The organism is Streptococcus sp. (assembly GCF_030528045.1).
Classification (GTDB): domain Bacteria; phylum Bacillota; class Bacilli; order Lactobacillales; family Streptococcaceae; genus Streptococcus.
The window spans coordinates 1-4,524 of record NZ_JAUMZR010000067.1 but is presented as its reverse complement, the minus strand read 5'-3'; the positions used below and the strand labels follow the sequence as shown (position 1 = coordinate 4,524).

3 protein-coding genes are annotated in these 4,524 nt (G+C 42.5%); all 3 read left to right on the top strand.

Annotated features, from left to right (window positions below):
• The first annotated feature begins 291 nt into the window (after nucleotides 1–291).
• Complete coding sequence (locus tag Q4A91_RS09205) at nucleotides 292–1,092, top strand: dihydroorotate dehydrogenase electron transfer subunit (protein ID WP_303214210.1); 801 nt, start codon at nucleotides 292–294, stop codon at nucleotides 1,090–1,092.
• On the top strand, nucleotides 1,055–2,041 hold the full coding sequence (locus tag Q4A91_RS09200) for a dihydroorotate dehydrogenase (RefSeq protein WP_303214208.1): 987 nt from the start codon (nucleotides 1,055–1,057) through the stop codon (nucleotides 2,039–2,041). Before Q4A91_RS09205 ends, Q4A91_RS09200 begins: the two co-directional genes overlap by 38 nt.
• A gap of 102 nt (nucleotides 2,042–2,143) precedes the next feature.
• Nucleotides 2,144–4,396 (top strand): glucosaminidase domain-containing protein, encoded by a 2,253-nt coding sequence (locus Q4A91_RS09195; protein ID WP_303214206.1) that lies wholly within the window; start codon nucleotides 2,144–2,146, stop codon nucleotides 4,394–4,396.
• The last annotated feature ends 128 nt before the right edge of the window (nucleotides 4,397–4,524 follow it).

Sequence of the window (4,524 nt, the reverse complement as noted above, 5' to 3'; positions counted from 1 at the left end):
ACAAGTTCTCCTTTTTCATACAGAATTGCCTATTCTAAAAAATTCTACCACATACAATGTTCGTTTTCTACTTGACTTTTTTTCTTTGAAAGAGTATACTAATACAAATTTAACCTTTAAGGGGAGTCCAGAGAGACTCACAAGGTGTCAGATAAAAGGGATAAGGGGGCTCTCTGTTCTCTGTGGGGACTTTTTAAGTGTGCGCATGAGTTCTAGCCTAACCTAACTGAGGCCTTGCATTAGCAAGGCCTTTTCTTTATCTGGTACCCTTAAATTTAAGGAGGAAAAGTCATGAATCCCACATGTAAGAAACGTTTGGGTGCTATTCGTTTGGAAACCATGAAGGTGGTTGCACAAGAGAAAATCGCGCCAGCAATCTTTGAATTAGTCCTAGAAGGGGAAATGGTTGAAGCCATGCGAGCAGGCCAATTTCTTCATCTGCGTGTTCCTGATGATGCCCATCTCTTACGCCGTCCTATTTCAATTTCGTCTATTGACAAGGCAAACAAGCAGTGTCATCTCATTTATCGGATTGAGGGGGCTGGGACAGCTATTTTTTCAACATTAAGGCAGGGAGATACTCTTGATGTGATGGGGCCTCAGGGAAATGGTTTCGACTTGTCTGACCTAGACGACCAGAGTCAAGTCCTCCTCGTTGGTGGTGGGATTGGTGTTCCACCTTTGCTTGAAGTAGCCAAGGAATTGCATGCGCGTAGGGTGAAACTGGTAACTGTCCTCGGTTTTGCTAATAAGGATGCTGTCATCCTCGAAAAGGAATTGGCCCAGTATGGTCAGGTCTTTGTAACGACAGATGATGGTTCTTATGGCATTAAGGGGAATGTATCTGTGGTCATCAATGATTTAGACAGTCAATTTGATGCTGTTTACTCATGTGGGGCTCCTGGAATGATGAAGTATATCAATCAAAGATTTTATGATCATCCAAGAGCCTATCTATCTCTGGAATCTCGCATGGCTTGTGGGATGGGGGCTTGCTATGCCTGTGTTCTAAAAGTGCCAGATAGTGAGACCGTCAGCCAACGCGTCTGTGAAGATGGCCCTGTTTTCCGCACAGGAACAGTTGTATTATAAGGAGAAAGTCATGACTAACAAACGTTTACAAGTTTCTCTACCGGGCTTGGATTTGAAAAATCCCATCATTCCAGCATCAGGCTGTTTTGGTTTTGGTCAAGAGTATGCCAAGTACTATGATTTGGACCTTTTAGGCTCTATTATGATTAAGGCAACGACTCTAGAACCACGTTTTGGAAATCCAACTCCCAGGGTCGCAGAAACGCCTGCTGGTATGCTCAATGCAATCGGTTTGCAAAATCCTGGTTTAGAAGCTGTTTTAGCTGAAAAGTTGCCTTGGCTGGAAAGAGAATATCCAACACTTCCTATCATCGCCAATGTAGCAGGCTTTTCAAAACAAGAGTACGCTGCAGTTTCTCAGGGGATTTCCAAGGCAGCCAATGTAAAAGCTATCGAGCTCAATATCTCTTGTCCGAATGTGGATCATGGCAATCATGGACTTTTGATTGGGCAAGATCCTGATCTAGCTTACGAAGTGGTAAAAGCAGCTGTGGAAGCCTCTGATGTGCCAGTTTATGTTAAGTTAACCCCTAGTGTAACGGATGTTGTCACTATTGCTAAAGCCGCAGAAGATGCAGGAGCAAGTGGCTTAACCATGATCAATACCCTTGTCGGTATGCGCTTTGACCTCAAAACTAGAAAACCAATCCTAGCCAATGGAACAGGTGGAATGTCAGGTCCAGCAGTTTTTCCAGTAGCCCTCAAACTCATCCGACAAGTAGCTCAAACAACAGACCTTCCCATCATTGGAATGGGAGGAGTGGATTCGACTGAAGCTGCTTTAGAAATGTATCTAGCTGGGGCATCTGCCATCGGAGTTGGAACAGCTAACTTTACCAATCCTTATGCCTGTCCTGATATCATCGAACATCTACCAAAAGTCATGGATAAGTATGGCATTAGCAGTTTGGAAGAACTACGCAAGGAAGTTAAAGCCAGCCTGAGATAAGCTAGGTCTTCCTTATCGTAATAGAATCTTCATCAATTTGTAATATTTCCGTCGATTAACTATGTTACAATAGGGATTAGAAAACGTTATTGGAGCATTTAAATGAAACGATGGAAAGTGGCCCTAGTAAGTGCTGGCTTATTGGGGTGTTTTTTTACCGTAGTGGAGACAGCAAAAGCAGAAGAGGGAACTTGGCAAGGAAAGACCTACCTCAAAGCAGACGGGAAACCAGCAACCAAGCAATGGCTTTTTGACCAAACGCATCAGAACTGGTTTTATCTTAAAGAAGATGGTCAACGTGCAGAAAACGGTTGGTTGACTGTTGCTGGTAAGGATTACTATTTTGATGCTAATGGAATCTTGGCTACAAATACTTGGGTCAACCAATATTATGTCAATTCTAGTGGAGCCAAGGTTAAGGACCAGTGGCTTTTTGACCAAGAAGGGCAGAGCTGGCTTTACCTCAAGGCTGATGGTCAGAGAGCTAAAAATGAGTGGATTAATCAAGGACAGGAAAAATATTACCTTAAAGCAGACGGGAAAATGGCCAAAGATGAGTGGATCACTCAAGGGGAGAACCAGTACTACATCAATTCACAAGGTAAAATGCTGAAAAATGCTTGGCTTGGTAAGAACTATATATCAGAAAGTGGTCATAAGGTTAAACAAGCTTGGATTTATGATGACAACTATAGCAGTTGGTTCTACCTTCAACAAGACGGTACCTATGCTGAAAATGGCTGGTTAACCATAGATGGGAAGGACTACCATTTTAAATCAGGCGGTTATCTATCTACTGAGCGTTGGATTGACCGCTTCTATGTTGCCAAGAGTGGAGCTAAATTGAAATCGGAATGGCTCTTTGATAAGAATTATGATGCTTGGTTTTACTTGAAAGCTGACGGAACCTATGCCGAAAAAGGCTGGGAAACGATTAAAGAAAAAGATTACCATTTCAAATCAGGCGGCTATCTTTCTACCGAGCGCTGGATTGACCGCTTCTATGTTTCTAAAAGTGGAGCCAAACTGAAATCGGAATGGCTCTTTGACAAGAATTATAACTCTTGGTTTTACTTGAAAGCTGACGGAACCTATGCTGAAAAAGGTTGGCAAACCATCAAAGGCAAGGATTACCATTTCAAATCTGGTGGCTACCTCTCTACGGAAACTTGGATTGACCGTAGTTATGTGACAAGCAGTGGTGCAAAAGCTGGCAAAGGGTGGCTCTTTGACAAGAATTATAACTCTTGGTTCTATATCAACTCTGATGGAAATTATGCCAATAAAGAATGGCTCTGGGATAATGGTTACTACTATCTCAAATCCGGTGGTTATATGGCTGCGAGTGAGTGGGTATGGTACAAGGACAATTGGTTCTACCTCAAGCCAAATGGAAAGATGGCTGAGAAAGAATTAATCTACGATTCATCCGACCAATCATGGTATTACCTTAAATCCGGCGGTTATATGGCAAAAAATGAAACTGTGGATGGTCATACCTTGGATGCTTCCGGTAGATGGCATGTTGCGGATAAAACCAAATATTACAAAGTTAAACCAATCACTGCCTATGTCTATAGTGCATCTGGAGAAATCTTGAGTTACATTAACCAAGGAAGCATTGTTTCACTGGATAGCTCGACGCGAAAAGGCGGCCGACTTGCAGTTTCGATTTCTGGCTTGTCTGGCTATATGAATCAAAGTGATTTGACAGCAGTAGATGAAGGAAGCGAGTTTATCCCTCATTATACTAGTGATGGGAAATTCCTTTACCATGAACTCTCTCCATACACGAGTATCAAAGTAGCTCCACACACATCTGCTATGGTTATTGGTAAGAAGTACTGCTCGACTGATGGTGAGCATTTCGATGGCTTTACCATTAAAAATCCTTTCCTCTATAAGAACTTGAGAGAGCCAAGTAATTATAGTGCAGCTGAGTTGAATAAAATTTACTCCATGATGAACTTGCAGGATAGTCCACTAGCGGGTAAAGGAGCGACTTTCAAAGAGGCTGAAGAACGTTATGGCGTCAATGCTCTTTACTTGATGGCCCATAGTGCCCTTGAAAGTGCTTGGGGTCGCAGTCAAATTGCCAGAGATAAGAACAACTTCTTTGGTATTGCGGCCTATGATACTAGCCCGTATCTCTCAGCCAAAAGCTTTGATAATGTGGACAAAGGAATCCTCGGAGCTGCCAAGTGGATTCGTGAGAATTACATTGACTATGGCAGAGACCACCTTGGAAATAAAGCAACCGGAATGAATGTTCGCTATGCTTCAGATCCATACTGGGGTGAGAAGATAGCCAGCATCATGATGACTATCAACAGCAAACTTGGTGGGAAAGACTAATCAAAAGAAATCAACGGTAACTACTGAAAAGTGATTATCGTTTTTGTTTTGAATATTGGAGGAGGAATAGTATAAGGCTCTATGTCAACTGTAGTGGGTGACCTATAACTAAGCACGAGAGGAGACGA

Coding starts and splice junctions, on each gene's coding strand:
- Q4A91_RS09205 (WP_303214210.1), top strand. CDS start 292: ATGAATCCCACATGTAAGAAACGTTTGGGTGCTATTCGTTTGGAAACC.
- Q4A91_RS09200 (WP_303214208.1), top strand. CDS start 1,055: ATGGCCCTGTTTTCCGCACAGGAACAGTTGTATTATAAGGAGAAAGTC.
- Q4A91_RS09195 (WP_303214206.1), top strand. CDS start 2,144: ATGAAACGATGGAAAGTGGCCCTAGTAAGTGCTGGCTTATTGGGGTGT.